Source organism: Vibrio sp. YT-17, assembly GCF_033337375.1.
Classification (GTDB): Bacteria; Pseudomonadota; Gammaproteobacteria; order Enterobacterales; family Vibrionaceae; genus Vibrio; species Vibrio alginolyticus.
Genome location: NZ_JAWOQP010000028.1, coordinates 25,436 through 51,638, shown reverse-complemented (window position 1 = coordinate 51,638; position 26,203 = coordinate 25,436). Strand labels below are relative to the sequence as shown.

28 protein-coding genes are annotated in these 26,203 nt (G+C 44.6%); 4 read left to right on the top strand and 24 right to left on the bottom strand.

What is annotated here, in order from left to right:
* Nucleotides 1-548: 548 nt before the first annotated feature.
* The 7 genes from R7F67_RS20945 to dusA all read right to left on the bottom strand — a co-directional run bounded on the left by R7F67_RS20945 (nucleotide 549) and on the right by dusA (nucleotide 7,551).
* Nucleotides 549-1,328, bottom strand: a complete 780-nt coding sequence (locus tag R7F67_RS20945; protein ID WP_005382748.1) for a phosphoadenylyl-sulfate reductase — start codon at nucleotides 1,326-1,328, stop codon at nucleotides 549-551.
* Entirely contained in the window at nucleotides 1,321-3,057 is a 1,737-nt protein-coding gene (gene cysI, locus R7F67_RS20940; RefSeq protein WP_005382750.1) for an assimilatory sulfite reductase (NADPH) hemoprotein subunit, read from the bottom strand. The genes R7F67_RS20945 and cysI overlap by 8 nt, the downstream gene beginning before the upstream one ends.
* Complete coding sequence (locus R7F67_RS20935; RefSeq protein WP_017821725.1) at nucleotides 3,057-4,928, bottom strand: assimilatory sulfite reductase (NADPH) flavoprotein subunit; 1,872 nt, start codon at nucleotides 4,926-4,928, stop codon at nucleotides 3,057-3,059. The genes cysI and R7F67_RS20935 overlap by 1 nt, the downstream gene beginning before the upstream one ends.
* A 117-nt stretch (nucleotides 4,929-5,045) precedes the next feature.
* Nucleotides 5,046-5,276, bottom strand: a complete 231-nt coding sequence (locus R7F67_RS20930; RefSeq protein WP_005381264.1) for a hypothetical protein — start codon at nucleotides 5,274-5,276, stop codon at nucleotides 5,046-5,048.
* Nucleotides 5,277-5,433: 157 nt separating this feature from the next.
* On the bottom strand, nucleotides 5,434-6,093 hold the full coding sequence (locus R7F67_RS20925; protein WP_005381265.1) for a TIGR04219 family outer membrane beta-barrel protein: 660 nt from the start codon (nucleotides 6,091-6,093) through the stop codon (nucleotides 5,434-5,436).
* 98 nt (nucleotides 6,094-6,191) lie between these two features.
* The gene (gene pspG, locus R7F67_RS20920; protein WP_005381266.1) at nucleotides 6,192-6,407 is read right to left on the bottom strand and encodes an envelope stress response protein PspG; all 216 of its coding nucleotides are present in this window, start codon (nucleotides 6,405-6,407) and stop codon (nucleotides 6,192-6,194) included.
* Nucleotides 6,408-6,570: 163 nt separating this feature from the next.
* Complete coding sequence (gene dusA, locus R7F67_RS20915; protein WP_017821727.1) at nucleotides 6,571-7,551, bottom strand: tRNA dihydrouridine(20/20a) synthase DusA; 981 nt, start codon at nucleotides 7,549-7,551, stop codon at nucleotides 6,571-6,573.
* 321 nt (nucleotides 7,552-7,872) lie between these two features.
* On the opposite strand from dusA, the gene zur reads away from it, so the two are divergent.
* Together zur and R7F67_RS20905 are read left to right on the top strand one after the other, a co-directional pair.
* Nucleotides 7,873-8,337, top strand: a complete 465-nt coding sequence (gene zur / locus R7F67_RS20910; protein ID WP_005381268.1) for a zinc uptake transcriptional repressor Zur — start codon at nucleotides 7,873-7,875, stop codon at nucleotides 8,335-8,337.
* 9 nt (nucleotides 8,338-8,346) lie between these two features.
* Nucleotides 8,347-8,808 (top strand): chemotaxis protein CheX, encoded by a 462-nt coding sequence (locus R7F67_RS20905; protein WP_005381269.1) that lies wholly within the window; start codon nucleotides 8,347-8,349, stop codon nucleotides 8,806-8,808.
* A gap of 98 nt (nucleotides 8,809-8,906) precedes the next feature.
* Here the strand turns inward: R7F67_RS20905 and pgi are convergent, their stop codons facing one another.
* Nucleotides 8,907-10,559 (bottom strand): glucose-6-phosphate isomerase, encoded by a 1,653-nt coding sequence (pgi, locus tag R7F67_RS20900; RefSeq protein ID WP_258476023.1) that lies wholly within the window; start codon nucleotides 10,557-10,559, stop codon nucleotides 8,907-8,909.
* A 305-nt stretch (nucleotides 10,560-10,864) separates the two neighbouring features.
* Between pgi and R7F67_RS20895 the strand changes: the two genes are divergently transcribed.
* Nucleotides 10,865-11,284 carry a secondary thiamine-phosphate synthase enzyme YjbQ gene (locus R7F67_RS20895; RefSeq protein WP_005381271.1) on the top strand — a complete coding sequence of 140 codons (420 nt, stop codon included), beginning with the start codon at nucleotides 10,865-10,867 and terminating at the stop codon, nucleotides 11,282-11,284.
* A gap of 38 nt (nucleotides 11,285-11,322) precedes the next feature.
* Here R7F67_RS20895 and alr read toward each other — a convergent pair whose 3' ends face one another.
* Both alr and R7F67_RS20885 read right to left on the bottom strand, forming a co-directional pair.
* Nucleotides 11,323-12,399 carry an alanine racemase gene (alr, locus tag R7F67_RS20890; protein ID WP_005381272.1) on the bottom strand — a complete coding sequence of 359 codons (1,077 nt, stop codon included), beginning with the start codon at nucleotides 12,397-12,399 and terminating at the stop codon, nucleotides 11,323-11,325.
* A gap of 13 nt (nucleotides 12,400-12,412) precedes the next feature.
* Nucleotides 12,413-13,813 (bottom strand): replicative DNA helicase, encoded by a 1,401-nt coding sequence (locus R7F67_RS20885; protein WP_005382759.1) that lies wholly within the window; start codon nucleotides 13,811-13,813, stop codon nucleotides 12,413-12,415.
* A 221-nt stretch (nucleotides 13,814-14,034) separates the two neighbouring features.
* Between R7F67_RS20885 and R7F67_RS20880 the strand changes: the two genes are divergently transcribed.
* Nucleotides 14,035-14,799 (top strand): DUF481 domain-containing protein, encoded by a 765-nt coding sequence (locus R7F67_RS20880; RefSeq protein ID WP_005381276.1) that lies wholly within the window; start codon nucleotides 14,035-14,037, stop codon nucleotides 14,797-14,799.
* A gap of 77 nt (nucleotides 14,800-14,876) precedes the next feature.
* On the opposite strand, the gene rplI is transcribed toward R7F67_RS20880, so the two are convergent.
* The 14 genes from rplI to pilM form a co-directional block, all read right to left on the bottom strand.
* On the bottom strand, nucleotides 14,877-15,329 hold the full coding sequence (gene rplI / locus R7F67_RS20875) for a 50S ribosomal protein L9 (RefSeq protein ID WP_005381278.1): 453 nt from the start codon (nucleotides 15,327-15,329) through the stop codon (nucleotides 14,877-14,879).
* Between the two features lie 33 nt (nucleotides 15,330-15,362).
* Nucleotides 15,363-15,590 carry a 30S ribosomal protein S18 gene (rpsR, locus tag R7F67_RS20870; RefSeq protein WP_000090472.1) on the bottom strand — a complete coding sequence of 76 codons (228 nt, stop codon included), beginning with the start codon at nucleotides 15,588-15,590 and terminating at the stop codon, nucleotides 15,363-15,365.
* A gap of 16 nt (nucleotides 15,591-15,606) precedes the next feature.
* Entirely contained in the window at nucleotides 15,607-15,909 is a 303-nt protein-coding gene (priB, locus tag R7F67_RS20865; protein ID WP_005381298.1) for a primosomal replication protein N, read from the bottom strand.
* Nucleotides 15,910-15,917: 8 nt separating this feature from the next.
* Entirely contained in the window at nucleotides 15,918-16,307 is a 390-nt protein-coding gene (gene rpsF, locus R7F67_RS20860) for a 30S ribosomal protein S6 (RefSeq protein ID WP_005381299.1), read from the bottom strand.
* 244 nt (nucleotides 16,308-16,551) lie between these two features.
* Nucleotides 16,552-17,223 carry a ribulose-phosphate 3-epimerase gene (gene rpe, locus R7F67_RS20855; RefSeq protein WP_258476021.1) on the bottom strand — a complete coding sequence of 224 codons (672 nt, stop codon included), beginning with the start codon at nucleotides 17,221-17,223 and terminating at the stop codon, nucleotides 16,552-16,554.
* Nucleotides 17,224-17,315: 92 nt separating this feature from the next.
* Entirely contained in the window at nucleotides 17,316-18,155 is an 840-nt protein-coding gene (locus R7F67_RS20850) for a Dam family site-specific DNA-(adenine-N6)-methyltransferase (RefSeq protein ID WP_005381301.1), read from the bottom strand.
* 69 nt (nucleotides 18,156-18,224) lie between these two features.
* Nucleotides 18,225-19,736 (bottom strand): SPOR domain-containing protein, encoded by a 1,512-nt coding sequence (locus R7F67_RS20845; protein WP_033907307.1) that lies wholly within the window; start codon nucleotides 19,734-19,736, stop codon nucleotides 18,225-18,227.
* Nucleotides 19,737-19,788: 52 nt separating this feature from the next.
* A complete protein-coding gene (gene aroB, locus R7F67_RS20840; RefSeq protein WP_005381318.1) occupies nucleotides 19,789-20,889 on the bottom strand; it encodes a 3-dehydroquinate synthase in 1,101 nt (366 codons plus the stop codon).
* A gap of 32 nt (nucleotides 20,890-20,921) precedes the next feature.
* Nucleotides 20,922-21,440 carry a shikimate kinase AroK gene (gene aroK / locus R7F67_RS20835; RefSeq protein WP_005381319.1) on the bottom strand — a complete coding sequence of 173 codons (519 nt, stop codon included), beginning with the start codon at nucleotides 21,438-21,440 and terminating at the stop codon, nucleotides 20,922-20,924.
* A 187-nt stretch (nucleotides 21,441-21,627) separates the two neighbouring features.
* Nucleotides 21,628-23,367, bottom strand: coding sequence for a type IV pilus secretin PilQ family protein (locus R7F67_RS20830; RefSeq protein WP_318057328.1), 1,740 nt, complete (start codon nucleotides 23,365-23,367; stop codon nucleotides 21,628-21,630).
* A gap of 25 nt (nucleotides 23,368-23,392) precedes the next feature.
* A complete protein-coding gene (locus tag R7F67_RS20825) occupies nucleotides 23,393-23,908 on the bottom strand; it encodes a pilus assembly protein PilP (protein WP_005382766.1) in 516 nt (171 codons plus the stop codon).
* Nucleotides 23,898-24,491 carry a type 4a pilus biogenesis protein PilO gene (locus tag R7F67_RS20820; RefSeq protein ID WP_054577258.1) on the bottom strand — a complete coding sequence of 198 codons (594 nt, stop codon included), beginning with the start codon at nucleotides 24,489-24,491 and terminating at the stop codon, nucleotides 23,898-23,900. Before R7F67_RS20820 ends, R7F67_RS20825 begins: the two co-directional genes overlap by 11 nt.
* On the bottom strand, nucleotides 24,484-25,059 hold the full coding sequence (locus R7F67_RS20815) for a PilN domain-containing protein (RefSeq protein WP_054577259.1): 576 nt from the start codon (nucleotides 25,057-25,059) through the stop codon (nucleotides 24,484-24,486). The genes R7F67_RS20820 and R7F67_RS20815 overlap by 8 nt, the downstream gene beginning before the upstream one ends.
* Nucleotides 25,043-26,059, bottom strand: a complete 1,017-nt coding sequence (pilM, locus tag R7F67_RS20810; protein WP_318057327.1) for a type IV pilus assembly protein PilM — start codon at nucleotides 26,057-26,059, stop codon at nucleotides 25,043-25,045. The genes R7F67_RS20815 and pilM overlap by 17 nt, the downstream gene beginning before the upstream one ends.
* Between the last annotated feature and the right edge of the window lie 144 nt (nucleotides 26,060-26,203).

Genomic DNA, 26,203 nt, shown 5'->3' with positions numbered 1-26,203 from the left:
TGAAAAAGTAAAACAAAACAGCTCAAGGCTGCTTCCCAATTCGAATGGTCACTTCGTTTCATTGAAACCTAATTTGAAGCCGAAGCTTCTAATTGGATTATCATCAACGAGTGCCCACACAGATTGATAGGTCTATATTGTTAAAGAGCAACTCTTCTTTGTGATTGACATCACTTCGGAAGAGGCGGCCATTCTAGCGAGATAATTTATTGTGTCAAACACTTTCTTCAAATTATTTCGTTTTTCTTTTCAGCCTTATCAACTTCGCTTAAACCCTTGTGAGGCCTTGCCCTGTCGACGAGGAGGCATTATAGAGATCGCGCTCACATTGGCAAGTGTTATTTTTCAAAAATTGCAAAAATAATGGTTAAACGATGAGTTTTCGATCAAACCTTTATTTATTCAACTTTACCCCAAACTCTCACACAACTTATCCACAGAGTTGTTCTTTGACGCGTGTTTTTTCAAGTACCATAGATAAAGAAAGCTGCTTTATTGCAGCTATCTTTATTAAACTTAACCTAAACTCTATTTAAAGAGCATTATGGCTATATGCCAGACCCATCTTGTTCAGAGCCATCATCTTCGTGTAGGCCACATTCTCGCTTTAAGCCAAAGAATCGAGTTTCTTCCTCTGACATTCCCGGCTCCCATTTACGAGTGGTATGTGTATCACCAACTGAAAGGTAACCTTCATCCCACAATGGGTGGTATTTAAGGCCGTGTTGTTCTAAGTAGTAATGAACGTCTTTATTAGTCCAATCAATTACTGGTAGAAATTTAAACACACCGTTCTGAATTGATAGAATCGGTAAACCTGCACGAGATTTACTTTGCTCTCGACGCAATCCAGAGAACCACGTTCCAACATTAAGCTCTTTTAACGCTCGACGCATCGGCTCAACTTTATTGAGCTTGTTGTATTTTTCAATTCCCTCTACGCCCTGCTCCCATAATTTTCCATATCGAGCTTCTTGCCAATTCGCACTTTCTTTGGCTCGATAAACTTTTAAATTTAGGTTGAGAGCATCTGTCAGCTCATCGATAAATCGGTACGTCTCAGCAAACAGGTAACCAGTATCGGTTAGAATGACGGGGATGTCCGCTTTGGCGCGAGTAACTAAATGAAGCATAACCGCGGCTTGAATACCAAAACTAGAAGAAACCGCGAACTCGCCTTCTAGATTATCTAAAGCCCACGCTACTCTCTCTTGTGCTGAAAGCTTTTCGAGCTCGACATTAATTTGAGCAAGACGGAGGATTTGCTCCGTCTTTGTTAATGTCAGTAACTCTGTGAGCTCAAGCTTGGATGCTACAGAATCAAGCATGAAAGTCCCTCTTTGATACGAGCACTTCTTGGATAATGCCAGCACGAATAGTGAAATCGCCAAAGGCTTCGCCTTCTTCACGCTCTTTCGACCATCGAGCCACCAGCAGATCAATCTCTTCTAAGATTTGCTTATCCGTGATGTTCTCTTTATACATTTTTGGTACTCGAGTACCGGCACGGTTACCACCTAGGTGCAAGTTGTAACGACCCGGCGCTTTGCCAACTAGACCAATTTCAGCCAACATTGCGCGACCACAACCATTTGGACACCCAGTTACACGCAAAATGATGTTGTCATTTTCTGGTAGGTTGTGCTTCTCCAGAATCCCCTCCACATCAGTAACAAACTGAGGAAGGAAACGTTCAGCTTCTGCCATCGCTAGCGGACAAGTTGGAAAAGCAACGCAAGCCATTGAGTTCTTACGCTGTTCACTTACGCCGTCGTCCATTAAGCCATGTTCACGAGCGATCTTTTCAATCTTCGCTTTTTCGTTTTTAGGTACACCCGCAACAATTAGGTTTTGGTTCGCTGTCATGCGGAAATCGCCTTTGTGGATTTTGGCAATTTCAGCAACACCCGTCTTAAGTGGTTTACCTGGAAAGTCTAATAAGCGACCGTTTTCGATGAAAAGCGCTAAATGATATTTACCATCAATTCCTTCTACCCAGCCAATACGGTCACCACGTTCTGTGAATTCATATGGACGGCTTTGCTCAAACTTAACACCAGCACGTTTCTCGACTTCCGCTTTAAAGACATCGCTACCTACACGATCCAATGTGTATTTGGTTTTTGCGTTCTTACGGTTTGAACGGTTACCCCAGTCGCGCTGAGTTGTTACTACAGCTGCGGCAACATCAAGTGTCTTGTCCAGCGGAATAAAGCCAAAGTCGTCAGCGCGGCGCGGATAAGTTGATGTATCGCCATGCGTCATCGCTAAGCCGCCGCCGACCAGGACGTTAAAGCCTACCAGCTTACCGTTATCTGCAATCGCTACGAAGTTGAGATCGTTAGCGTGTACATCTACGTCATTTTGCGGTGGGATAACCACTGTAGTTTTAAACTTACGTGGTAAGTAGTTCTTGCCTAGAATCGGTTCGTCTTCTTCCGTGCTTTCTACTTTTTCACCGTCTAGCCAAATCTCTGCATAAGCGCGCGTCTTTGGTAATAGATGCTCACTGATCTTCTTCGCCCATTCGTAAGCTTCTTGGTGTAACTCTGACTCCACTGGGTTAGTGGTACACAACACGTTACGGTTTACATCACCCGCGGTTGCAATCGAATCAATGCCAATACTGTTGAGCGTTTGATGCATCAACTTAATATTCGGTTTTAATACCCCATGAAACTGGAACGTTTGGCGAGTCGTCAGACGAATACTTCCATATAAAGAGTGCTCCGTTGCGAACTTGTCGATCGCTAACCATTGCGTTGGCGTGATGATGCCTCCAGGCATACGAGCACGAAGCATCACATTATGTAATGGTTCCAGTTTTTGCTTTGTGCGTTCATTACGGATATCACGATCGTCTTGTTGATACATACCGTGGAAACGAATTAACTGGAAGTTGTCGGCAGTAAAGCCACCAGTAATACGGTCCTGTAAATCTTGCTCAATGGTGCCACGTAATAAGTTGCTTTCTCGCTTCAGGCGCTCGTTATCAGATAGCGGCCCTAACTCTTCACCTAATACAACCTGCTTATTATTGTCCGTAGAAAAAGTCATTAGTACACATCCCTCTGATAACGTTTCGCTTTACGTAGGTCATTAATAAATTGTTCTGCATCGTCACGCGGCATCTTGCCTTCTTGTTCAGCAACGATAACCAATGCGTCGTGCACATCTTTTGCCATACGCGTTGCATCACCGCAGACATAGATATAAGCGCCTTCTTGGATCCACTGCCACACTTGAGCTGCGTTTTCTAAGATGCGATGTTGTACGTAAACCTTTTCTACTTGGTCACGACTAAAGGCAACATCCAATCGGCTTAGTACTCCTGACTTGAGATACTTTTGCCATTCCACTTGGTACAAGAAGTCTTGAGTGAACGTGCGATCACCAAAGAACAACCAGTTTTTGCCTTCAGCATCGCGGTTTTCACGCTCCTGAATAAAGCTACGGAATGGTGCGATCCCTGTGCCAGGACCAACCATGATAATTGGAGTGCTATCATCTTCCGGCAGTTTGAAGTTGTTGTTATGCTCAACAAATACTTTAACTTCACCCCCCTCTTCGAGACGCTGTGCTAAGAAACTAGACGCACCACCATATCGTTTTTCGTCGTTTTGTTCGTACTCAACCAAAGCAACCGTTAGGTGTACTTCTTCATCGACCTCTTCTTGGCTTGATGCAATAGAGTAAAGGCGTGGAGTAAGGCGACGAAGCAAACCAATCAATTCATCTGCGGTTAACTTGGTTTTCTTTTCTGCCAGTACATCAACGATTTGAGTATTTGCAGAGTACTCGCGAAGCTTATCTTTATCTTCAACTAACTTTTGTAGCTTCTTGCTACCGGATAACTCGGCAAACTTTGTGATGAGCTGCGGGTTAGATGTTGTGATTTCATATTTACTCACGAGAGCACTGTGGATTGACAAGCTTTCACCATCAACGTCAACAGTCTCAACCCCAGACAAACCGACCTTACCAAGAATGGCATTTGCAAGTTCCGAGCTATTTTCAAACCACACACCTAGTGCATCACCTGGCTGATACGTTAAGCCCGAGCCTTCTAAGTCGATTTCTATATGACGAACGTCTTTTCCAGAGTCACGGCCCGTGATTTTTTGACTGGTCAGTAACGTCGCAGTGTACGGATTTTGTTTATTGTAAGGAGAGTGCGCAGTCGCAGCTTGACCCACAGGAAGTTGAACCACATCCGCTTCAGAGCCAGAAGACAGTGTATCTTTTACCTTGTCTAACGCATTCTTACGCCATTCAGTTGCAGGGGCTTCATAATCCACATCGCAATCAAGACGCTCGATAAATGGAGTCGCGCCTAGCTTTGATAGGTAAGTGTCGAAGTCTTTACCGGTCTGACAGAAGAACTCGTAGCTAGAATCTCCCAATGCAATAACACCATATTGCAGGTTTGGCAGCTTAGGAGCCTTCTTCGATTGCAAAAACTCATGTAGCTCAATGGCATTGTCTGGCGCTTCGCCTTCGCCGTTAGTCGATGCCACAATAATGACATGCGTTTCTTTGGCTAAGTTTTTACCTTTGTAATCGCTTGCATCAAAAAGTTCGACTGCAATTCCTTCTGCTTTTGCTTCCTGTTCCAGAGCTTCAGCAACACCTTTAGCATTGCCCGTTTGGGAAGCAAAAATAATACTCAACTTACCTGCTGGCTTCGCTGATACGGCTGCCGTTGCTTGTGCAATTGGCGTTACCGCTGTGTTTGGTTGATTTTGAGCTAATCCCCAAAAATACCCACTGACCCAAGCAAGTTGCTGTGAAGACAACTCAGAGACAGTTTGTTGGAGTGAGCTAATTTGTTGGTCATTCAGAGGGCTTGCGATTGGAGGATTTCCTCCTTGCCCATTATTATCTTCAGACACATTCTTGTGAGAATACTCATTCTTTTGAAAAGACATTATCACGACATCCCTATTCATTGCGTGACGATAGAGTACCCACTCTCCTTAATAACAAGAAAGAATAGAAGTGAATGTTTTATAACTTTTTGGAAGTAAGAACGGCTTACTTTTTGCTCATCGATCTTCAATGCGGACTTGTTGAAAGCCTACTGCCATTGCCGATTTTGACGCAGTATCCAAATCTTCATAAAGACATTCTTCGCCGTGACTGTCCGTTAGAAAAACAAAACCACCGCGCGCATGTCTGAACTCTACAACCCAACCACCCTCTTGGATTGCAGGCTCAATAATCGCTTCGATAAGCTGATTTTCACGGAATAGATGTCTTAGTTCATTTATTGTCATCGCTATCCCTGCTTTAACTTTCACATTGCTCCTAGGTAAGCATGGTCTAAGTCAGCCAAATAGGGAGAAATTTCGATTAGATATAATGAAGTGATATAAAAAAACGCCGCTTATAAAGCGACGTTTTAAGTAAATCGAATATCTAACATGGCTGAATTTAGAACGCGTATTCCGCACTCACAAAGAAGCCGTTAGCAAAAATAAACTCTTTCCCTAGATCCGACATGAATTTATCGGACTCTAAATCAATCACACGGTAACCTCCACGAAAAGCCAGTCGAGCTTTTTCGAGCGGTACATTGTATTGAACACCTGCCATGAAATCGGTGCTTTTGATACCTTTGTTGTCACCAAAGTTTATCTCACCAATCACATCAAAGTTTGTATCCGGAACTTGAATTTCTGCGTAACCATACCAAGCCCAAATCAGCTCATCAAATTCTTCTACACGCCTGCTTGAGCCAGCATCAATGTATTTAGTGTCACTTAAATTACTGAACGTGAGACCCGCATCAAAGTGCAATAAATCATGCTCTAGAACGTGGTAATACAAGGTTAAATCGAGCTTATCGAACCCCATGTAATCCGCATCAACACTTGAGTAACGAAGGCGCGCATTAGGGACATATTTAACATCATGTTCAATCGCCGCGTAAAAAGTGCCTGCGGTACTGCTATCTCGTCTCACTTCATTAACTTTAGTGTCGGCAGCCCATACCTCTGCGCCGACTTTTGTCGATACAGAGTACTCTGCAAAAACAGGAAAAGATACTGCCAACGATAATGCCGTTAAAGCGATGTTCGCTTTATTTGTCATGTAGTATTTACTCCGAGATAGCTGATATTCACGTAGAGGACGTGAGAGGAAATATACCATATTCTCACGCCTCTCCATCAACTAAATGATGTTACTCATTATTTATAGCGGGGCTGAGCGACGTAATTCTTGAAGAACCAAATACCCAATGCAATCACGATTAACCATGGTAATAGTTTAAGTACCGCTCCAACCATTCCCAGTAAAAACATCACAACTAACGCAATACCAGTTGCTGCGAATACGGTCATCATTGTGATACCCGTAACCAACAAGGTCGCCGCAAAGACTAAAATAAAGATTAGCTCCAACATAATCACTTCTCCATTTGTTTTCAATAAACAGAGCAGTTTCCATACCAACTTACAGAAACGAAGTTAAGATTATGATTTTTAATAAAAAACAAAGCCAGAGGCATTTCTGCACTCTGGCTTTATCATTCTTTAGTTGGTAATTTTAGCCATTCACTGGCGAATTTTACACATTCAATTCTTTTGGAATCTTAGCTAGCGCGTCTTGCAATACTTCTAGACCAGAACCTGGTTTGTGCGCATTTTCACTGATATGACGACGCCATTGACGAGCACCGGGCATGCTTTGGAACAAACCTAACATGTGGCGGGTAATATGACCAAGGTACGCACCTTTCGCTAATTGCGCTTCAATGTATGGGTACATCTCTTCAACAATTTCGCTGCGTTTCTTCACTGGAGCATTAGAGCCAAACAACTCTTGGTCTACCGATGCCAGTAAATATGGGCTTTGGTATGCTTCACGACCAATCATCACACCGTCAAGATGCTGAAGATGTGCTTTTGCTTCTTCTAATGATTTCACGCCACCGTTAATCGCAATCGTTAGGTGTGAGAAGTCTTGCTTCAATTGGTAAGCGCGTGGGTAATCCAATGGTGGGATCTCGCGGTTTTCTTTTGGGCTTAGACCACTTAACCATGCTTTACGTGCGTGGATAGTGAACTGCTCACAGCCACCCTTTTCTGAAACAATAGAAACGAAATCCGTTAGGAACTCGTAGGAGTCTTGATCATCAATACCAATGCGAGTCTTTACTGTTACAGGGATATCGACCACGTCTTTCATTGCTGCGACACAATCCGCAACTAACTGCGGTTCAGCCATTAGGCAAGCACCGAAGCGACCATTTTGTACGCGGTCAGATGGACACCCCACATTTAGGTTAATCTCATCGTAGCCACGCTCTTGCGCTAGCTTGGCACACGTAGCCAAATCTGCTGGGTTTGAACCACCAAGTTGAAGGGCTAACGGATGCTCTTCTTCGTTATAAGCCAGGAAATCTCCTTTTCCATGAATGATCGCACCTGTCGTCACCATTTCAGTGTACAGCAGGGTTTCTTTGGTCATTAAGCGATGGAAGTAGCGACAATGACGATCAGTCCAATCTAACATTGGTGCTACGGAGAGCCTGCAAGAATGAGTCATGATATAAACACCCGTTTTTATGTTGCCAAGGTCGAGCGCAGCAGTACGCTCAAAAAATAAGTCGGGTATTGTATACCCAAGCACCTCTGGGTGCTAGTTTCAGCGAGAATGATTTGGTTGGCTGACTAGCCAAGTGCTTAGGAATACGCAGAAGTAATACGAATCTGTCATTCGTTGATTCATTCTGTGATGATTATTCCGCCTTCACACCACCACCGACTTGCTTTAATTCATGATTTTCGTTCTGATAGTGGGTAAAATGAAGCATTTCTAAACGAACTTCGTATAGAAATGATTTATCATAGAGCACGTCCGATAGTTATGGTGAAAGGTTTGAACCCAACAATCATTGAACAAATTGAAAGTATCTGCGCAGAGCGTGGAGTACGACTGACTCCGCAACGCCGACGCGTATTTGAACTCATTTGTTCTAATCGCCGCGCCTCAAGTGCGTATGAGCTATTGGAGCAACTAAAAGAGAGTGAGCCTCAGGCTAAGCCGCCCACTGTTTATCGAGCATTAGATTTTCTCCTAGAGCAAGGCTTCATCCACCGAGTGGAATCGACAAATAGCTTTATTACTTGTTGTTCTTTCAATACTCAGCAGCACTTTTTCCAATTACTAATTTGCGATAAATGTGGTGATGTCGTTGAACTCGAAGATGAGACGCTGATATCCTTGTTAGCCGAAAACGCCGAGAAGCATGGATTCAAACTGACCAACCAAGTTATTGAAACTCATGGTGAATGCCAGGCCTGTTCCTCCGAGACGAAAGAAAAAGTATAGAAGAACGTTATGCGCGCTGAATTTGTAAACCCGTTTTTAGCTTCTTTAATGAACGTGCTAAAAACTATGGCTTCTCTTGAGCTGAAGCCACAAAAACCGCGAATCAAAAAAGATGAGATCGCACGAGGTGACGTTTCTGGTCTGATTGGTATGGTAGGCCCACAAACTCGTGGTTCAATGTCGATCACCTTTGATGAAGCACTCGCCCTAGAAATCATGCAGAACATGCTTGGTGAACGTCCAAATGGGCTCAATGAAGAAGTGACCGATATGGTGGGTGAGATCACCAACATGGTTACTGGTGGTGCGAAACGCATTCTGGCAGAAAGTGGTTTTGACTTTGATATGGCAACACCGGTTGTGGTTTCGGGCCGAGGTCATACGATTCGCCACAAGTGTGAAGGCTCAATTATTATCATGCCTTTCTCTTCCCAATGGGGAAATGCCTTTATCGAAATTTGCTTCGAATAAAAGAGAAAAATAGGTTGGCACTGGCCAACCTATTTTGTTTTTGCCTCAGGCAATAAAAAGGTCAGCATTTGCTGACCTTTTCTTTATCTATTCAAACATTAAGCTTTGAACGCTTTAAATGCGTTGATTAGACCATTTGTTGAGCTGTCATGCGAGCTGATTTGAGACTCGTCTGCAAGCTCAGGTAGGATTTGGTTAGCCAGTTGTTTACCTAGCTCCACGCCCCACTGGTCAAAACTGAAGATATTCCAGATAACACCTTGTACGAAAATTTTGTGTTCGTACATTGCGATCAAGTTACCTAGCGTACGAGGCGTGATTTGCTTCACTAGAATAGAGTTTGTTGGACGGTTACCTTCAAACACTTTGAATGGCGCAATCGCTGCCACTTCTTCAGCATTCTTACCTACTTTCACCAACTCTTCTTTCACGGTTTCTTCATTTTTACCAAACGCTAGAGCTTCAGTTTGCGCGAAGAAGTTAGACATCAGTTTTTGGTGATGATCGCTAGCTGGGTTGTGGCTAATTGCAGGTGCAATGAAGTCACATGGGATAAGCTTAGTACCTTGGTGAATTAGCTGGTAGAACGCGTGCTGACCGTTGGTACCTGGTTCACCCCAAATGATTGGGCCAGTTTGGTAAGTTACAGCATTGCCGTCACGGTCAACGTATTTACCGTTTGATTCCATGTTACCTTGCTGGAAGTACGCCGCGAAACGGTGCATGTACTGATCGTAAGGCAGAATAGCTTCTGATTCCGCACCGTGGAAGTTGTTGTACCAAATACCGATAAGCGCAAGGATCACAGGGATGTTGCTTTCTAGATCTGTTGATACAAAGTGCTTGTCCATCTCGTGAGCGCCATCAAGCAGCTCAACGAAGTTGTCGAAACCTACTGCTAGTGCAATTGATAGACCGATCGCAGACCATAGTGAGTAACGGCCACCAACCCAGTCCCAGAATTCAAACATGTTCGCTGTATCGATACCAAATTCAGACACGGCTGTCGCGTTTGTTGAAAGCGCAGCAAAGTGCTTAGCCACATGAGCCTGATCACCCGCCGATTCTAGGAACCAATCACGAGCAGTGTGCGCGTTAGTCATGGTTTCTTGTGTTGTAAACGTCTTAGACGCGATCAAGAATAACGTCGTTTCTGGGTTAACTTTCTTCAACGTTTCAACGATGTGTGTACCATCAACGTTAGATACGAAGTGAAGGTTTAGATGATTTTCGTATGGCGCTAGAGCTTCCGTCACCATGTAAGGGCCAAGGTCAGAACCGCCGATACCGATGTTCACAATATCGGTAATTGCTTTGCCTGTGTAACCTTTCCATTCACCGCCGATAACGCGCTCAGTGAATGATTTCATTTTTTCTAGAACCGCGTTCACTGCTGGCATTACGTCTTCGCCATCTACCATAACTGGAGTATTAGCGCGGTTACGTAGTGCAGTGTGAAGAACAGCGCGACCTTCTGTTTGGTTGATCGCTTCACCACTGAACATCGCTTCAATTGCAGATTTCAGCTCGGTCTCTTTCGCAAGAGCAAACAGGTGCTTCAGAGTTTCCTCATTGATGAGGTTCTTTGAGTAATCGACTAGGATGTCTGAGCCGAAACGTGCAGAGTATTTGTCGAAACGCGCTGCGTCTTGAGCAAACAGCTCTTTAAGATCCATATCTTGTGCAGATTCGAAATGCGCCGTTAGCGCTTTCCAAGCTTGTGTTTGCGTTGGATTGATATTTTTCAACATGGTCTTTATCCCGATGTTACAGTAGGTTCCATTCCTTACAGTCTAGCGAAAACTGTGGAATCCCCGATTTAGCAAATAGAATATAAATTAGATGTTTGGGCAAATTGCCACAAAACAAGTCTTTGTAATTTTTTTTCAGGCGCCAATTATGACCGAGAGCTTTTACACTCACATTGAGTTAGGTCACGTTCCCTGCCCTGAAATTGAACATTCATTTACGATGACAAGAATCATATCATTTACTAATGACAGGCTCTAATTGGAATAGGATAGACGCCAATTTATAAATTTCCAAAGGAACACGTATGTGGGCACAAAAAACACTGCAATTAAAAGCGAGAAGCCGCGGTTTTCACCTGATAACTGATGAAATTGAACAACAATTACCACAAATAAACGAACTTTCAGTAGGTTTATTACACTTATTTATTCAGCACACCTCCGCCAGTTTGACCTTAAATGAGAATGCTGATCCAACCGTGCGTATGGACATGGAAGCGCACTTCAATAAGTTTGTGCCAGAGCGTGCTCCTTATTATCAGCACACCTATGAAGGTGACGACGACATGCCGGCACATATTAAAGCATCACTGCTTGGCAGTAGTGTGACGGTACCAATCCAAAATGGTCGATTAGCTTTAGGAACATGGCAAGGTATTTACTTGGGTGAGCATCGAGACTTTGGTGGCGGCCGCCGCGTTATTGCTACGATTAACGGTGAGTAGATAAAACAAAGGCTAACCTTGGGTTAGCCTTTCGTTGTTTATTTGGAGTATTCCATCTCGACGCGAGGCGTTAGCTTAGTCACGAGTTCATACGCAATCGTACCAATGTGACCCGCCACTTCTTCTACTGGGAGCTCTTTCCCCCAAAGAATCGCTTCGTCGCTGACTTTATCCGTTGCGTCTGGTCCCAAATCGACCGTCAGCATATCCATGGAAACTCGACCTGCAATAGGTACTTTACGGCCATTAACCCACACCGGCGTACCGTTTGGAGCACTTCTTGGGTAACCGTCGCCATACCCTACAGCGATGACCCCAACTTTTGTATCTCGCTCACTGGTCCAAATACCACCATAGCCAACACTTTCGCCCTTCTTCACTTCACGTACCGCAATAAGGTGGGATTTAAGTGTCATGACAGGCTGATACCCAAGATCTTGCGCCGTTTTGTCATCGAATGGCGACACACCATACATGATAATACCCGGACGAACCCAATCTAAATGGCTTTGAGGCCATGCCAATAACCCCGCAGATGCCGCCAGTGAACGTTCCCCTTGGCAACCAGAAGTCAACGATTTAAACAGCTCAATCTGTTGTGGGGTAATATCGCTATCCAGCTCATCTGCACAGCCAAAGTGGCTCATGTAACGCAACGGTTTCGCTACATTTGGACACTCCTTCAGCCGCGTTACAAAGTCGTCATATTGTTCAGGACGAACCCCAAGGCGGTGCATGCCACTGTCAATCTTCAGCCACACGACAACCGGAGTTTCAAGGTCTGCTTGCTCCAAGGCGATAAGCTGCTCTTCACAGTGCACCACGGTTTGGATGTTGTTCGTCACAAGAACAGGTAAATCACCAGGAGAGTAAAAACCTTCTAGCAATAGAATCGGCTTTACTACTCCACAAGCGCGCAGTTGCAATGCTTCTTCAATGCGAGCCACGCCAAACGCATCCGCATGGTTAGCATGTTTTGCGACATGACGTAATCCGTGACCATAACCATTGGCCTTGACGACAGCCATCACTTTACTTTGTGGCGCTTGAGCTTTTACGCGCTGTAAGTTGTGCTGCAACGCAGACAAATCAATGCACGCCTTGGCCGCTTTCATATAGCTCATGGAATTACTCATCATCAATATCGAATGCAGGACCCGCGTAGTTGTCGAAACGCGAATGTTGACCTTGGAAAGTGAGGCGAACAGAGCCGATAGGACCGTTACGCTGTTTACCAATAATGATTTCGGCCGTACCTTTGTACGGACTATCTGGGTGATAAACCTCATCACGGTAGATGAACATGATCAAGTCGGCATCCTGCTCGATGGAACCGGATTCACGCAAGTCCGAGTTTACTGGTCGTTTATCCGCACGTTGCTCTAGGGAACGGTTTAGCTGCGACAGTGCCACAACAGGCACATTTAGCTCTTTTGCCAGCGCCTTAAGAGAGCGAGAGATCTCAGCAATCTCAAGAGTACGGTTATCGGTTAACGAAGGCACGCGCATCAACTGAAGGTAGTCGACCATGATCATCGATAGACCGCCATGTTCACGAGCGATACGGCGAGCGCGCGAACGCACTTCGGTCGGAGTTAGACCAGAGCTATCATCAATGTACATATTTTTCTTCTGCATCAGGATACCCATAGTAGAAGAAATACGCGCCCAATCTTCGTCATCTAGCTGACCCGTACGGATCTTGGTTTGGTCTACACGAGACAAAGAGGCCAACATACGCATCATCAACTGTTCAGCTGGCATCTCTAACGAGAAAATAAGTACGGGCTTTTCTTGTTGCATGGCCGCATTTTCACACAAGTTCATCGCAAAGGTCGTTTTACCCATCGATGGACGCGCTGCGACAATCACCAAATCAGAGCCTTGCAAACCTGCGGTTTTCTTATTGAGATCTGTGAAACCGGTATCGACCCCCGTAACACCATCTTGTGGCGTTTTATACAACAACTCGATACGTTCTAACGTCTTTTCGAGGATGTTGTCGACGTTTTGTGGTCCTTCGTTTTCACTAGTTCGAGACTCGGCGATAGCAAAAACTTTACTCTCCGCCATGTCTATTAAATCTTCAGAACTGCGACCTTGAGGGTCATAGCCCGCGTCCGCAATTTCATTCGCGACACCAATAAGGCCACGAACAATCGCACGCTCAGCGACAATATCAGCATACGCATTGATGTTAGCTGCACTTGGCGTATTCTTCGCCAAGTCAGCGAGGTAAGCAAAACCGCCTACATCTTCTAACAACTCGTGACGCTCTAGATACTCCGATAAAGTAATAAGATCGAGAGGTTTACCCGCTTCAAGAATGGTTTTTACACCTTCAAAAATCAGGCGGTGTGGACGACTATAGAAATCACTGCTCACAACACGTTCGGCAACGGTGTCCCAACGTTCATTATCCAGTAAAAGACCACCAATTACTGATTGCTCGGCTTCTAGTGAGTGAGGTGGCACTTTGATTGCGTCGACCTGACTGTCTGAAGGTTTGCGATTTCTGTTTTCCGCCATGACTTTGCTCGATAACTACTATTGACCCACGATTATAACCTTAACCTAACTGAGATGCTTCCCCGAAGCGACAATTACTTGTTAAGAAATCATCATGTGAACCACCCAGGTAATAGCCTGGTTCTTCCGCCTAGCTCTAATAAAAATTAACCTACCATTGACCCAACCAAATATCTGTATCAGTATCATGCCCCTCCTTTTTGATTACGTTCGAGGTTGATGTGTCCCGATACTGGTTACTTAGCTTTAGCCTACTGTGCGCTAGTGCATCGTATGCTGACGAATCAGTACAGCCAGAGCAAAATATTGATGTACCCGACCCACTAAAAACCGAGGTGGAGTTCGGCTATCAAGCTCACACAGGTAACACGGACTCTCGTTCCCTGAATGCTCGTTTGAGTGCTGAATATACGTCAGGTCGACACCGTTCTAATGGTGAATGGAAGTACTACAACTTGTACAAAGACGGTGAAGAAGACAAACGCTCATCCACCTACTCCCTACAGAGTGACTACAAGTTAGGCCCTAAGACATATTTGTATGGCAGCTTTAAAGGGGTGGATTCTCGCTACAGTGCTTATTTTAAAGACTATACGTTGTCAGGTGGTTTGGGTTACCAGTTCTCCTACACTGAGAACTTCATTTTAGAGGTAGAGGTAGGCCCTGGTTTTCGCTATCAAGAGCCAAACTTAGACGAAATAGATGATGACGATATTGTCTTTCCCGATATCGTTAGAGAAGGCATTTTTCGAGGAAATATCAACACAACTTGGCATGCGTTGGATAATTTAAGTTTCGCAGCTGATATTACGTTGGTAACAGGTAGAAGTAACACACGTACTGATAGTGAACTCAGTGTAACCAATGATATTACTGAAGATATTGCACTGAAACTGGCGCACTCTCGTCAGTATCACGATAAAGTGCCTGAAGGCTTAAGCAAAGCAGACAGCGTATTTTCCGTTAATTTACTTTTCGCTTTTTAACCCTTTTTCTCTCAGTTTTAGAAATAAAAAAAGCACCTCCAAGGAGGTGCTTTTTAGTATTTCGTCTTGATACTGAATTACTCAGCAGCAACAACTTGTAGGTTCACAGTTGCGAAAACTTCAGAGTGAAGTTGAACGCTGATCTCGAACTCACCAGTTGTACGTAGAGCACCTTCAGGAAGGCGAACTTCGCTCTTAGCAACTTCAACGCCTGCAGCTGTGATAGCGTCAGCGATGTCACGAGTACCGATAGAACCGAATAGTTTGCCTTCGTCACCAGCTTTAGAAGCGATAACTACAGCTTCTAGAGCGTTAACTTTCTCTGCGCGAGCTTCTGCAGCAGCTAGTTGCTCAGCAACTTTAGCTTCTAGTTCAGCACGACGAGCTTCAAACATTTCAACGTTAGCTTTAGTTGCCATAACTGCTTTACCTTGTGGGATAAGGAAGTTACGAGCGTAGCCAGATTTAACGTTTGCAGTATCGCCAAGACCACCTAGGTTACCAATTTTATCAAGTAGAATAACTTGCATTGCTTAATCCTCTTTCTTAATAAAATGAACCGATTACTGATGCTTGTCAGTGTACGGTAGTAGAGCTAGGTAGCGTGAACGCTTGATAGCACGTGCTAGTTGACGCTGGTACTTAGCGCTTGTACCAGTGATACGGCTAGGTACGATTTTACCAGCTTCAGTGATGTAGTTTTTAAGAGTTGCTACGTCTTTGTAATCAATCTCTTGTACGCCTTCTGCAGTGAAACGGCAGAATTTACGACGACGGAAGAAACGAGCCATGGGCTATCTCCTGATCTTAAATTTGAGTAATGTTGTCGGCGTGTAACACTAATTTTCCCACGCCATTTCGGCCGGTTTGATAAGTGACAAAACCACTTACCTTAATGTTACTGCCTTGAACTAAATTCTGAGTTAGTGCTTGTGACCCAAGCCCGCTGACGACTACCGGCATACGACAATAAACTTGTCGAGGTAAGTCAGCTTCGATAATAGTAGAGCGATGCTCCAGCCAAAACCGACAGTGTTCAATGCCACCAGGGCTTTTACTACGAATGGGCGGTTTGGCAATGGTGCCGCTCAGCTCCATTCGATTGGCCATAAGAAAACTTACTCAGCAGCTTCTGACTTAGCTTCAGGCTTAGCTTCAGAACGCTCTTCACGACGTGGAGCACGCTCTTCTTTTTGCTTAAGCATGATAGATTGCTCAGTGATCGCTGCTTTAGTACGCATGATCATGTTACGTAGAACTGCATCGTTGAAACGGAAAGCAGTTTCTAGCTCATCAATTACAGCTTGGTCAGCTTCAACGTTCATAAGAACGTAGTGAGCTTTGTGAAGCTTGTTGATTGGGTAAGCCAGTTGACGACGGCCCCAGTCTTCTAGACGGTGGATTTTACCGCCAGCTTCAGTGATTGAACCAGTGTAACGCTCGATCATGCCAGCAACTTGCTCGCTTTGATCTGGGTGCACCATGAATACGATTTCGTAATGACGCATTGGTTGCTCCTTACGGATTATTCAGCTTCCACAAATGGCTCAGTCGTCCAGAGGAAGCAAGGAACTAAAGATAATTGACTGAGTTTAAGGAGCACGAATAGTACAGAAAGGGCGTAAAATAGGCAAGTGATTATTTGCTCATCGCAGCGGATATTTAATTTCTTCTAATACTAGAAAACACAAAGGCTGCCAACAACATGGCAGCCTTTAAAATCAGTGTGTTATTGCGCTGGCTTATCGGTGCTTATTTAACTTCAGCCAGTTCAGCGCGCATTTGATCGATCACTTGTTTGTAATCTGGCTCACCGAAAATCGCCGAGCCTGCGACAAACATGTCTGCGCCCGCTTCTGCAATTTCACGAATGTTGTCAACCTTTACACCGCCATCGATTTCTAAGCGGATATCACGACCAGACTCGTCAATCATCTTACGAACGGCACGCAGTTTATCTAGTGTATGAGGAATGAATGATTGACCACCAAAACCAGGGTTTACCGACATCAGTAGAATCATGTCGACTTTATCCATAATAAACTCAAGACTTGCAAGTGGCGTTGCTGGGTTTAGTACCACACCAGCCTGACAGCCGTGCTCTTTAATTAACTGCAGTGTACGGTCTACATGATCAGAAGCTTCTACATGGAACGTAATCATCGACGCACCCGCTTTTGCGAAATCAGGAATAATACGGTCAACGGGTTTCACCATTAGGTGAACATCGATTGGCGCCGTGATGCCATAATCGCGTAGTGCTTTACACACAGGCGCACCAAAAGTCAGGTTTGGTACATAGTGGTTATCCATAACGTCGAAATGCACCACATCCGCACCCGCTGCGAGTACTTTTTCTACATCTTCACCGAGACGAGCAAAATCTGCCGATAAAATGGATGGAACAATAAGAAAATCTTTCATACCTGACCTCAGTAGTAATGAGCAAACAATCTGCGCGCAATTCTACCGAAGCCAGTGGGGAGATCCACTATTTAGATATAATAGTGTGAGAATTAAGAGTTTGATTTATCCATGTCTGGGGCATGAAAAAGCGCAAGTAGCTCATCAACTTTATTACGACCGTTACCATTACGGCTAATGGTACGCTTTACTTTTACCACATTAAGATCCGCACCGTGATACAACCGACGTGTCAAGGTAGTGTCGTGGTTAGAAATCAACACAGGAATGCCACGTTCAGTCGCTGTTCTTTCAGCAATGTCGGCTAATGCAGCTTGGTCGTCCAACGTGAAACCATTACCTGCGTATGAGGTGAAATTTGCCGTATTTGAAAGCGGCGCATAAGGTGGATCGCAATACACGACGCTCCCTTTGCGCGCACGACGAAATGTTTCAGGATAACCTTCACAAACGAACGTAGCTTTTTTGGCTTTTTCTGCAAAAAACTCCAATTCCGCCTCAGGGAAATACGGCTTTTTGTAAGAGCCAAACGGTACATTGAAGCCACCTTTTTTGTTGTAACGGCATAGGCCATTAAAACCAAAGCGGTTCATGTACAAAAACGCTAAAGAGCGGTACATCACGTCATCGGTTTTATTAAACTCAGCGCGAATGTGTAGGTAGGCTTCTTTGCGGTTGTTCTCAGCGACAAACCAACGCTTCGCTTCAGAGATATACTCTTCAGGGCGTTCTTTCAGCAGGTTGTACAGATTGATCAAATCTGGATTGATATCTGCAAGTAGATAATGGTCATAATCGGTATTCAGAAACACTGAGCCCGCACCAACAAAAGGTTCAACTAGCTTTCGAGCCGGCGGCAAATGACGTTGGATGTCTTCAACCAGTCCGTATTTTCCTCCTGCCCATTTAAGAAAGGCTCGTTGCTTTTTCATCTACTGCTCTATCTATCGACCAAAAATTAAGGCTGCGGAATGTAACATATTTTTCAGGGAAGCTCAGGTTTATTTCACTCGTTCAATTTCACGGTGAACCTGACGGAGTGATTTTGCCCAAGGACTCACCGACTTAACCGAATCTGGCAAGCTTGCGACGGCATCACGAGCCATTTGAATTGTCGGATAATCTTGATATGTGATGATATACCACTCGGTGTCATTACGAACGGTAGGATAAATTCGCACTTGATTATTCAGTTGATGCTCATTGAGAAAGGATTGTACATCTTCCATTGAGGTCATAGCTGCGAGTTGTAAAGTATAAGCTCTTGGCGATAGCGCTTTTAGTTCTTCACGAGCAAATGAAAACTTCACAACAGGTTGGTTTGCCTCACCCTCTTCTGACTGAGCAGGTGCTTGCGTCATATCTTGATTCGGTTTTACGACTTTAATCAAAGGGGAGCTAGTTTCATCGGCGGTTTCTGTCTTCTCAGTACCTACGACATCATCAATCGCTTTTGTGTCTGCTGAATCAGCTTTACCTTCAAGCAATGCATCGACCACATTCGACTCAATCACCACTCTTTGTTGATTGTCATCACTGCCTACGCTCGCTACTTCTTCTGTCACAGCTGGCGGTAATGAATCAGAATCATCAACCGCACCAGACTTATCAAGACTGCTAGAGCCATCGGTTACAGGTTGCAGTGAAGACTGCGCTGCACTGACTCCTGACTCTTCAAAAGTTGGAATAGCCGTTTGCTCTAAACTGCCAGCAATTTGCTGCGCTTTATCATCAGGACTTGGTTGACTAAGCATCCACCAATAGCCACCAGCAGCAAGCAACAGTAAGACTAATACCACCAACGCAATATTCAGGGGTGAACCGACAATCGAGCGGATAATGATCCTTTTTTCCACTTTCATCTCTCCTAACGCCATGATGTCACCCGGTACTGGGTCGACTTTTTTAAATGCATCTCGAACCCGTTTCTCAGACTCATCATCGACGTAGCGCGCAACAAGTGACTCAAAGAAACGACGAGCTTCCACTTCGGACAACATATCAATATCAAGCTCAACAGGCTTTATCTCTTGTCCATAACTGAGACGTGCTAGCAAACCGTCTAAACGTCCAGACTGTGTAAACAGTAAGACATTGATGGTCCAATTTGGCTTATGGTGCGCCTCTAAGACCAGCATCCAAAGCTCAGAGATAAGTGTCTCACTCAATAAATGCGCATCATCTACAACAATTGCAATGTCACACGCCTCATCACCTAAAAGCCTTTCAAGGCTATCAAGTAAAGGCTCTTGCTGATTAAACAATGCGTCTGAAACCAGTTGACTCAAAATAAGGACGCGATGCTGCACATCGTCTTGATTAGAATGACAAAGTAACAAACATTGATTCTTGTTACTGGCACCCACTTCAAGGTATCGCTGCGCTAACCAAGATTTCCCGTACCCATCATGACCATTAATCGCAATGAGATTGGAACCAAAGTTAGTCAGTAGACCTAATCTATCAAGCAACTCGATTTGAGAATCTAATTCCAGTACGTGAGCAACACTCATCTAATAACCTTAATACACTACAAGAATGACGCCCAAAGGCGCCATTACAAGGTTAAATATCGCGACCGAAGTCTATTGCCTGCTTGAGTACGTCTTGCGTCGTATCAGCAATTACCTCGGCAGTGCCAATGCCTGTAGGCAAAACCAATCGTAATTGACCAGAGAGGACTTTCTTATCTCGCATCATGTGCTTGATGAAGTCATCGAAATTCATACTGTCTGGAGTATGCACAGGCAGTTTTGCACGACGCAAAATCGCAACAATACGCTCAAATTGCTCTTCCGAGATCAGACCGCGTAGATGCGACGTTTTGGCCGCCATAACAGTGCCGGAAGATACCGCTTCACCATGCAGCCAATTGCCATAGCCAAGTTCCGCTTCAATCGCATGACCAAAGGTGTGACCTAAGTTAAGCAAAGCACGGATGCCCGATTCTTTCTCATCCTGAGCCACCACTTCCGCTTTTATTTCACAGCAACGTGCGATCGCATAAGTTAGTGCTTCTTCATCCAACGCATACAAGCGTTCAAGATTGTCTTCTAACCATACAAAAAAATCTGCATCGTAAATAATGCCGTACTTAATGACTTCGGCGATACCCGCAGCGAACTCACGTTCAGGCAACGTCGACAGGCAGTTCGTATCAATGATCACGGCTTTAGGTTGGTAAAACGCACCTATCATGTTCTTACCCAACGGATGGTTAACCGCGGTTTTTCCACCAACCGAAGAGTCCACTTGGGATAGTAATGTGGTCGGTATTTGAATAAAGTCGACCCCACGCTGGTAACAGGCAGACGCAAAACCCACAAGGTCGCCAATAACACCACCACCTAACGCGATGATCACAACATCACGAGCATAACTCCCTTCCAGTAAGAAGTTCATTACTTGATTAAATACATCCAAGTTTTTGTACTGTTCACCGTCAGGCAATTCTAACAAGGATGCACTACAGCCGAGCTGCTCGAGTTGCTTTAAAATTTTGTCTGCATACAAAGGCGCCACTGTGACATTACTGATCACAACAACTTTTTGTTTTGCATTTTTGTTTGAGAGAACTTGAGAGAGGTACGCCGGGTCCTCAAATAACCCGGCGCCAATAGAGATTGGGTAGCTACGCTCAGCTAGGTTGACCGTAATCCGTTCCATCGGTTTGCTCCAATTAAAAAAAAGATAAAGACTTATCTCTCTTCTAGCATTTTTACGATCTGGTTGGCTACCACTTTTGCACTTTGATCGTCAGTGCGAACAGTGTAATCCGCTACTTCTTCATATAAAGGATTACGTTCTTCAGCTAATTGCTCCAGTACTTCGCGAGGGTTATCCGTTTGAAGTAAAGGACGCTTCTTGTCGCGGTTTGTACGCGCAAGTTGCTTTTCAATCGTCGTTTCTAAGTAAACAACAACACCACGTGCCGAAAGACGATTGCGGTTTTCTTTGCTCTTAACAGAGCCACCGCCAGTCGCAAGCACGATGCCTTGCTCTTGTGTTAGGTCTTCAAGTACCGCTTCTTCACGCTTGCGGAAGCCTTCTTCACCTTCTACATCAAAAACCCAAGAGATGTCTGCACCAGTGCGCTCTTCGATCACTGTATCGGAGTCAACAAACTCCATATGCAGTTGCTGTGCTAGATGTCTACCAATTGTACTTTTGCCGGCGCCCATTGGGCCAACAAGGAAAATATTACGTTTCTCAGCCATGTTTAGCAGTAATTTACAACATTGATTCAATAAGATCGCCACAAGAAAACACAGCTAAACTGCTGTTCTACAAGGCTTGTGGCACCAGTTCCTCACAGATAATTCGTGATAAGACCCGAAATTATCCAAGCATGGTGCCACTATTGCAACTTTATTTTTGATTTAATCAGTTTTTCCCGAGACAGAACTACTGAATCACCACCTTAGGCGTGACGAAAATTAACAGCTCACTTTTACCAACATTTTCATAACTTCGACGAAAAAGCGCACCTAATAGCGGCAGGTCGCCCAACAAAGGCACTTTGTCCACCGAGTTAGTAATGCTGTGCTGAAAAATACCACCAAGAACGACCGTTTCACCGTTATTCACTAACACTTGCGTCCCGATACGTTGAGTATCAATCGCAACAGCTTCACCAGTGCCTGTCTTCACGACTTGTCCTGGTCTATCTTGCGTGACACTTAAATCCAACACTAAGCGGTTATCCGGTGTGATTTGCGGGGTCACCTTCAAACTTAATACCGCCTTTTTGAACGTCACCGTCGTTGCACCACTTGATGATGACTCAAGATAAGGAATCTCTGTACCTTGTTCGATATAGGCAGGCTTCTTATTGGTAGTGATCAAACGTGGGCTCGAGATAATCTCAGCTTTAGACTCTTGTTGCAGCGCAGAAAGTTCCAAATCAAGTAGTGTGTCTGATCCTAACTTCGCTACTTGGAAAGCAAGACTGGTCGCATTCGGGCTGGTTGCAGCTAAGTTTACATTTAGGAAGTCATCGATCCCTACTCCGTCACCACCGTCATCACCCCCTTCTCCATTATAGAGACCGATCGTGGCAAGGTTGTTCTCAATAGAACCGCCCACTGTATTACTGCCATTAATAGACGTAAAACCCCAACGAATACCTAGCTCGTCCATGTTACCTTCATTTATGGTCACAATACGCGCCTCAATTTGAACCTGTTTAACTGGAATATCCAAAGACTCAATAATTTCTCGAATCACCTCGATGTTTTCAGGTAACTCTCTAATCAATAACGAGTTAGTTCGCTCATCAATGGTCATACTGCCGCGCTCTGACAGCATGCTGATATTTCCTTCACCATTGATCATCTCCGCAATGTCTGATGCTTTAGCAAAATTAACTTTGATGATTTCAGATGAAAGCTCTCCCATTTCTTCCGTCAGTTTTTGTTTTTCTAACTGCTGCTTCTCACGCAAGTCCAGCTCATCAGTCGGAGCAACTAAAATCACGTTGCCATCGACACGCTTATCTAACCCCTTAATTTGCAAAATAATATCCAGCACTTGCTGCCAAGGGACACCATCAAGACGAAGCGTGAGGTTGCCTTCGACAGAGTCGGAGACAACCAAATTAAATTGGTTGTAATCAGCAATAAGCTGCAAAACATTTCGCACAGGAATATCTTGGAAGTTAATCGAAATAAGCTTACCTTCTCTTTCTAAAATGCTTTTATCTGGGGCTTTCTCATTGGGTTTGATCTTCGCTACTTTGATTTCCAAAAAACGCCCCGTTAAACGGTAATCATGCATGTATTCTTCATTGATGTTCGCAACCAAGCGCGTCGTCGAGGTGTCGCGAAACACTTCTACGCTCTCAACCACAGTCGAAAAATCTTTCACGTCTAGGAGATACAATTGCTCGTCTTTTACTGAAGTGTTAAGCAAATCGATACTTAACCCTTCCTGTACACGCTTGATATCTACAATCGCAGCCGGTGACGCCAATTCGACGACAATCACGGCGTCTTTATCTTTATTAGTTCGAAAGTCGATACTTTTTAGGGCATTGGACGAAACTTCTTCAGCTGCCGCTAAAGGGGCTAAAAATACAAACAACCATAAGGAGAAGAGCCCAGTAAGTATCCTTGGTGTACGTGTTAATCCTTGTCTCATTTTCATTACTCAATATCAAAAATAAATGGGGCTATCTCAAAGCCAACTTAACTTTACGTTTTTGCCAACATCCTAAGCCGTCGGGCAACGTTTCATTAATCAACAAATAGGAGTGGCTGACATGGGTCACTTTGCCATTATTGCGTCCAAGGTATTGACCCGGCTTAACTTTATAGACGGTGCCATTGGGAGCCTGAACGAGGCCAGAAACCGTGTTATCCATGCCCATGACCCCTTTCAAACGTAATTGGCTTAATGGGAATTTTTCTAATTTTCCAGTTCGCCTTCTTGAGGGCGGTTGCCAACAATCTTTTCTTGCAACTGGCTGAGTCGCGATGGTGGCTTCTTTGGGCAATTCAAAGGGTGCACGCTGTACTTCCGGTGCGTACGTGACTGCAACATACTTGTCTGCGGGCTTAAGCTTCTCGACCTCTCGACGCGCCTGTGTTTCCACTCCTCGAATAAAATCCGTCAATGATTCATCATTCGCCTGGCAGCCCATCAATAGAGAACCCATCAGTACCAGCAACAAAGACTTACTTGTCATTTTTCGTCTCCTCCGGCTTAAACTGATAGGTGTTAGCGCGCACCCGAAAGTGCAGAGTTTCGCTCTCTTGGCTGACACGTTGCCAAGTCACATCTTTAAACGTGATGATTCGAGGTAGCGTCGCTATCGCCTGAGAAAAATGGCCGATGTCATGAAAGTCACCCGTTAACTCAATGTTTAAAGGGAGACGATAAAGGAAGTGCTCTGATTGTTTTTCGCCCCAGTCGATTCGGGTGAAAGTCAGCTTATTGTCGATGCCAAGTTCATTCACTGAAGCGAGCATTGTAGCCAGCTCTTTTTGCGCAGGCAGTTGCTGCAGCAATAACTCGTAACGGGTGGTAAGTTCATCCAATTGAGATTGAAGCTGAGGCAACGCTGCCACTTTGTTCGCTTTGATCTTCAATGCCACCTTGAGTGTCTGCTCCTGCTGGATCAAGTGATTCAACTGTTCTTCTTTCGGTTTAAGGTAAAACCAATAACCTAAGCCTTGAATCACCATGATCAGAAGCGCGATTACTATAATCTGGGGCAACAATGGCCACTCGGCCATTTCATCGATTTCGAGATCCTGCCAATCAACCACGTTGAGCCTCCAATTTCTTCTCCGTTACTTTGAACATGAAAGACACTTTGAATGTTTGAAACTCTTTCCCAAAACGGGCTTTGCCGTGAACGATGGAATGCATTTCTACGTCGTTCAACTTGGCCGAGCGCTCCATGTTGTCCAGCATCGTGGCAAGTTTTGGAGTGCTATCAGAGATCCCAGAGATCTCAATTTCCAGATCATTCATTTTGATCTTGTCGACATATACACCTTCAGGGATAACGGCAGGCATTAAGTTCATGAACTCGGTCGTTTTGTTTCGTCCGTTTTGTAAACCTTCAACGACCTTTAGGCGTTCGAGGATTTTGCTGTGCTCTTGCTCTGCAATTTTCATTGCTTCAATACGCTGGTCGAGTTCGGCAATGTAGTGAGTGAGGTAATCGAGCCGATCCTGTTGTTGATCTTGTTGGTACTCAAAAAACTTTCCAATACCCCACTGGATGCCAACAGCGACCAACATGCCTAATGCGACCAAACTGATGAAACGACGTCGGTGCTCTTCTCTTTGATTCTCTCGCCAAGGAAGTAAATTAATGCGATAAAGCACGGGCGCCTCCTAGCCAATGAATGCCACGAACGGCCAGTCCGGCTGCTGTTGAGAAATGCTGCCAATCCACAGCACGACGCTTACGCTTAGACACCTTCATCTCGAATAGCCCTAGCGGATTTAGCAATTCACACTCTAACGACAATTGTTGAGACAACTCTTCTGCGAGCATGGGAGTGGAGGCCCCCTCCCCTGATAACCAGATACCCTTGATGTTTTGTGAGCCATTGATTGAGGTATAGAGCTGCATCTGGCGCTTTACTCGCTCTATGATTTGACGGTTAAACAGCTCTGTTTTCTCCTGAGCATCATCGGACAGAAAATCGACTGGAGAAGCGCTGTTTGCTCCGCGTGTGCCGTAAGCAAACTCTTTGTGAAACAGTTCACCTTGTTCGGTAAACATGGTGAAGGAGCTCGATAAGGTGCCAATATCGAGTAAGCAGTATTTGTTTTTGTCAGGAAAGCGATCGGCGGTGAGCTTCCAGATATGACCAAGGCTTTGCGAATGCACGTCCACTAAAACAGGTTTTAGTCCGGACTTTTGTAATGCATCGACTCGGCCTTCTACCACATCTTTTCTTGTCGCAAACACTTGATAGCTATCACTGCCACTCTGCCCGCCCTCAGCGCGAAGACGAACGAAGTCTAAACTCAGCTCTTCGACAGGGAATGGCGATTGATGAGAAAAGGCTTGTATCACTGCAAACTCAACTTCACTCTCTTCAAGATTTTGTTCTATTTGCAGTTTCTTGCTAATTACCGAGTTATCAGGAACTGAAATCGCAACTTTTTTAGCGCCAAAAGGCAGTTCTTTTTTTATCTGCTTGAGGGTCTTTACAATTTCTTGATGATTTATGGTGTTATATTCAGCGACAATACCTTCCTTTAGTAATATTTCTTTGTAACCCAACAGAGCGTAATTGTTGCCTGTGGGTTTAAGTACTACGGCTTTGAGGCTGTTATGGCCTATATCGATGCCGGTAACGATTAGCTTATCCATCTCTTACTCTCGCTCCGAAATTTCTTCGTGCAAAGGTTGTTATTAGCATCCAAATAAGAGTTAATATCTCTTATGTGCTAAATTTTTGACCTAAGAGTACAAGGGTTTGCCGTTACACAGCCTCAACCAATCAGGGATTCTCCG

Coding starts and splice junctions, on each gene's coding strand:
- alr (WP_005381272.1), bottom strand. CDS start 12,399: ATGAAAGCGGCCAAGGCGTGCATTGATTTGTCTGCGTTGCAGCACAAC.
- rplI (WP_005381278.1), bottom strand. CDS start 15,329: ATGCAAGTTATTCTACTTGATAAAATTGGTAACCTAGGTGGTCTTGGC.
- pspG (WP_005381266.1), bottom strand. CDS start 6,407: ATGTTGGAGCTAATCTTTATTTTAGTCTTTGCGGCGACCTTGTTGGTT.
- R7F67_RS20825 (WP_005382766.1), bottom strand. CDS start 23,908: ATGACAAGTAAGTCTTTGTTGCTGGTACTGATGGGTTCTCTATTGATG.
- dusA (WP_017821727.1), bottom strand. CDS start 7,551: ATGACTCATTCTTGCAGGCTCTCCGTAGCACCAATGTTAGATTGGACT.
- R7F67_RS20895 (WP_005381271.1), top strand. CDS start 10,865: ATGTGGGCACAAAAAACACTGCAATTAAAAGCGAGAAGCCGCGGTTTT.
- pilM (WP_318057327.1), bottom strand. CDS start 26,059: ATGGATAAGCTAATCGTTACCGGCATCGATATAGGCCATAACAGCCTC.
- rpsF (WP_005381299.1), bottom strand. CDS start 16,307: ATGCGTCATTACGAAATCGTATTCATGGTGCACCCAGATCAAAGCGAG.
- zur (WP_005381268.1), top strand. CDS start 7,873: ATGGTGAAAGGTTTGAACCCAACAATCATTGAACAAATTGAAAGTATC.
- R7F67_RS20935 (WP_017821725.1), bottom strand. CDS start 4,928: ATGTCTTTTCAAAAGAATGAGTATTCTCACAAGAATGTGTCTGAAGAT.
- rpsR (WP_000090472.1), bottom strand. CDS start 15,590: ATGGCTCGTTTCTTCCGTCGTCGTAAATTCTGCCGTTTCACTGCAGAA.
- R7F67_RS20830 (WP_318057328.1), bottom strand. CDS start 23,367: ATGAAAATGAGACAAGGATTAACACGTACACCAAGGATACTTACTGGG.
- R7F67_RS20850 (WP_005381301.1), bottom strand. CDS start 18,155: ATGAAAAAGCAACGAGCCTTTCTTAAATGGGCAGGAGGAAAATACGGA.
- rpe (WP_258476021.1), bottom strand. CDS start 17,223: ATGAAAGATTTTCTTATTGTTCCATCCATTTTATCGGCAGATTTTGCT.
- aroB (WP_005381318.1), bottom strand. CDS start 20,889: ATGGAACGGATTACGGTCAACCTAGCTGAGCGTAGCTACCCAATCTCT.
- R7F67_RS20905 (WP_005381269.1), top strand. CDS start 8,347: ATGCGCGCTGAATTTGTAAACCCGTTTTTAGCTTCTTTAATGAACGTG.
- R7F67_RS20845 (WP_033907307.1), bottom strand. CDS start 19,736: ATGAGTGTTGCTCACGTACTGGAATTAGATTCTCAAATCGAGTTGCTT.
- pgi (WP_258476023.1), bottom strand. CDS start 10,559: ATGTTGAAAAATATCAATCCAACGCAAACACAAGCTTGGAAAGCGCTA.
- aroK (WP_005381319.1), bottom strand. CDS start 21,440: ATGGCTGAGAAACGTAATATTTTCCTTGTTGGCCCAATGGGCGCCGGC.
- cysI (WP_005382750.1), bottom strand. CDS start 3,057: ATGACTTTTTCTACGGACAATAATAAGCAGGTTGTATTAGGTGAAGAG.
- R7F67_RS20885 (WP_005382759.1), bottom strand. CDS start 13,813: ATGGCGGAAAACAGAAATCGCAAACCTTCAGACAGTCAGGTCGACGCA.
- R7F67_RS20945 (WP_005382748.1), bottom strand. CDS start 1,328: ATGCTTGATTCTGTAGCATCCAAGCTTGAGCTCACAGAGTTACTGACA.
- R7F67_RS20930 (WP_005381264.1), bottom strand. CDS start 5,276: ATGACAATAAATGAACTAAGACATCTATTCCGTGAAAATCAGCTTATC.
- priB (WP_005381298.1), bottom strand. CDS start 15,909: ATGGCCAATCGAATGGAGCTGAGCGGCACCATTGCCAAACCGCCCATT.
- R7F67_RS20925 (WP_005381265.1), bottom strand. CDS start 6,093: ATGACAAATAAAGCGAACATCGCTTTAACGGCATTATCGTTGGCAGTA.